Source organism: Arthrobacter sp. A2-55 (assembly GCF_025548615.1).
Lineage (GTDB): Bacteria > Actinomycetota > Actinomycetes > Actinomycetales > Micrococcaceae > Specibacter > Specibacter silviterrae.
Genome location: NZ_JAJLOZ010000133.1, coordinates 1 through 3,076 on the forward strand (window position 1 = coordinate 1; position 3,076 = coordinate 3,076).

Here is a 3,076-nt window from a genome sequence, read left to right on the forward strand (position 1 = left end):
ACGTGCCAACCCCTGACGCCGCCGCCCACCAACAACTTCCCCGGCAGCACAGTGGTGGCGGACAACCTGGAATCCGGGTCGCTCGGAAATTGGTCGGTCCAGACCAACGGCAGCGGCACGGCCACCGTGGTGGGCAGCCCTGTCTACACCGGCGGCTGTGCCGGCTACCTGCACACCACCTCAACGAAGGGGTCGCTGGCCAACGCGTCCGCGGCCATCCCGGCGGGCACGGCGGAAGTGTATACAGACGGCTACTTCGACCTCGCCACGGCCGGCACCGGCACCGGGGCCTCGAACCCGTTCTTCCGCTTCTTCAACGGCAGCACGAGGATCGCCACCGTATACCGCTACGCCAGCAACGGCCAGCTGTGGCTGGAAACGCTCTCCCCCACCGCGGGCTGGGTGCGAACCCGGCTGACCACCCAGGCACTGTCCCTCAGCGCGTGGCACCATGTGGAGGCCGCCTTGCTGCCCAATGGGACGGCGACCACCGTGGAGGTGTGGCTGGATGATTCCCTGGTGTACTCCAGCACCGGCGTGAACGGACCCGCCGTCCCTGTCACGTCCGTGATGATGGGCAGTGAAAGCACCAACCAGCAGGGCGATTTGTACTTTGACAACGTGCTGATCAAGGCCGCCACTGCCGTCCAGAACAACTGCGACGCCGCCGTGCCCAGCAACACCATGCCGGGGCAAACGGTGGTCGCGGACGGATTTGAGTGCGGCAACCTGTCGAAGTGGACAGTGCACATGGGAGGCGACGGCACGGCCGGCACCCAGACGGGCACCGTGTTCGACGGCACCACGGCGGCCAGCCTGGTCACCAGCTACAACACCGGCTCCCTGGCGAACATCTCCCACGAGCTGCCGGCCGGATCCGTCCAGTCGGACGTGGACGGGTGGTTCAACATCACCGCTGAGGGGCCCACGGGCAATGACGTCCCGTACTTCCGCTTCTTCACCGGAGCCACGCGTTTCGCGGACATCTACCGCTACAACTCCACGGGCCAAATGTGGCTGCGGGTGTTGACGCCGGCCGGCACTTTCTCCTACGTGCGGCTGACAAGTTACGCAATTCCGCTGGACACGTGGCAGCACGTGCAAATGGAAGTCATTCCCAACGGGGCCGCCACCAGCATCAGCATCTGGCTCAACGACGCCCTGCTGTACTCATCCACCGCCGTGAGCACCTCGGCCACCAACGCCACCACGGTGATGTTGGGTTCCGAGCATGCCCCGCAACCGGCATCCATCAACATTGACGACGTTATCGTCAAGGCGGAGTAGTCCCGTGACACAGAGCCAGCTTGCAGCACCATCACCGGTCTCCACCGGCGCCCACTTCGACGTCCACGGACTGGTGGGGATCGAAGTGGTGCCCGGCACGCCGGGCGCGCCCCAGCTGGTGGACATGCTGGGGCCGTTCCACACGGCCCGCCGGGCGGAGGAGGACACCCGGATCCTGGTCACCGGAACCACGCTCCCGCTGATCAACCCGTCGCACGCCGAGGACGCCTACCGCTACTCCGACGACACGCTGTTCCTCCCGAGGGACAGGGTCACGGTGACGGCAACGGACGCCGGCTTCACTGTTGCCGGCCGCGGCGAACTGCTCACGGCGGTGATTCCGCTGCTGGACCGGCTGTGCGTGGCGAACGGCGCGGCCATGGTGCATGCGGCCATCGTGAACTACAGGGGCGCCGGCGTGCTCATGCCGGCGTGGGGCGGCGTTGGCAAGACGAGCACCGTGGCCAAGCTGGTGCGGATTGAGGGCGTGCAGTTCATGGCGGACGACTGGGCGTTCCTTCGCTCCGACGGCACCGTCCTGGGATACGCCAAGCCCATGTTCATCAAGGCCCACCACCAGCCCATCTACCCGCAGCTTTTCGAGGGCGCGCACAAGCCGCTGGTCCCGAAGGCGTTGACCAAGCCGCTGGAGAGGGTTTCCACCATTGTCCACCCTGTGATCGTCCGCTATCCCCGCACGGCCGCGTTCACCAGGCACTGGTCCCCGGAGCACCGCATGGTCACCCCGGAAGAGGCGTTTGGTGCCGAAAACATTGCCACCGAGGCACCAACCCGGGTGGCCCTGTTCCTGGAACGGCACTCAGGTTTCGATGCCGTGCTGGAGCCGCGCAGCGCCGACTGGCTGACCACCCGCATCGTGGGCAACTTCCACACCGAGCTGCCCGGCGTGTCCCGGAGCCTGATCGAGGCCCTGGGCGCCACCGGCCTGGTCCCGCTGGAGCGCTACTTCTCCGACAAGGCCAAGGTGGTGCGCCGGGGGCTGGGCGGCATCCCGTGCCACGTGCTGAAAATCCCGGTGGACTGGTCCGCCGACCGCGCCAGCGACCACGTCACCGCCACCGTCCAGGCGCTGCTCAATGAATGGGCTTAGCTCGGTGCGCGGCCTGGCTGACTGTGTGGCCCCGGTCCGGCTTTCGGCCGGGACGACGGCGGCCGGCAGCCGCCGTCGAACAATTCTTTATCTGCTGGCGGCACCCGTCGCCGGTCAATCGGCGAAGCGGGCAAGGCACCCGCTGGCTGCGGCGTGCGCCCAAGGGGACGGCGTCGGCTATATGGAGGTGGCATTGTGAACAGGCCAAAAGCAGGCATCCGAACCATGATGATGACGGCGGTGCTTGCCTTGACGGCGGGCCTGGCGGCAACAGCCGCCACGCCGCCCCCCGGCAGCTCGCCCGGAGCCAGCCCGACAGCAACGGTGGCCACACAGCCGCCCCCGGCCACGACTCCTGCCACCACGGCGCCAACTGCTTCCAGCCCGGCCAGCGCAACACCGACCACGCCTCCGGCAACTACCAATGCCACCACCGCGCCGGCCAGCACTACGTCGCCACCGGCACCCGAGCCAACACCCACGCCAACTCCCACATCAGCGCCCAAAACAACCGTGAAGGCTGGCGCCACATCCGCGCAGGCCACACTCGCCCCTGCGTGCCTGCCCGCCACGGCGCAGCCCACCAACGGCTTCCCCGGAACCACCGTGCTGGCCGACAACTTTGAATCCGGCACCCTTTCCCAGTGGAAGGTCTGGGCCGCCGGAACCGGCACGGCA

2 protein-coding genes and 1 pseudogene are annotated in these 3,076 nt (G+C 67.5%); all 3 read left to right on the forward strand.

The features are described 5' to 3' along the window. A partial coding sequence (locus LPN03_RS20560; RefSeq protein ID WP_262455734.1) for a hypothetical protein occupies positions 1-1,287 on the forward strand: 1,287 nt, incomplete at its 5' end. A 4-nt stretch (positions 1,288-1,291) separates the two neighbouring features. Further along, positions 1,292-2,398 carry a hypothetical protein gene (locus LPN03_RS20565; RefSeq protein WP_165181567.1) on the forward strand — a complete coding sequence of 369 codons (1,107 nt, stop codon included), beginning with the start codon at positions 1,292-1,294 and terminating at the stop codon, positions 2,396-2,398. A 195-nt stretch (positions 2,399-2,593) separates the two neighbouring features. After that, positions 2,594-3,076: pseudogene (locus tag LPN03_RS20570) on the forward strand (hypothetical protein); the annotation flags it as partial.